The sequence below is a fragment of the Streptomyces sp. BR123 genome (genome assembly GCF_013401435.1).
Classification (GTDB): Bacteria; Actinomycetota; Actinomycetes; order Streptomycetales; family Streptomycetaceae; genus Streptomyces.
Window position 1 is genome coordinate 1 of record NZ_JACBGN010000722.1, and the last position, 209, is coordinate 209.

Below are 209 nucleotides of genomic sequence, written 5' to 3' on the forward strand. Positions count from 1 at the left end.
GTCCACCTCGCCGTCGACGGCCGGGGCCTGCCCCTGTCCATCGTGCTCACCCCGGGCAACATCAACGACGCCACCGCGTTCGCCCAGGTCCTCGACGGGATCCGCGTCCCGCGCGCCTCCACCGGCCACCCGCGCACGACACCGGCCCGGGTCCTGGGCGACAAGGCCTACTCCAGCCGGGCGATCCGCCACCTGCTGCGGCGCCGGGG

The 209-nt window shown here is 76.1% G+C and carries 1 protein-coding gene; it reads left to right on the forward strand.

From position 1 onward, the window contains the following. Positions 1 to 209 (forward strand): transposase (locus HYE82_RS37185; RefSeq protein ID WP_179178616.1); only part of this gene is annotated, 209 nt, incomplete at both ends.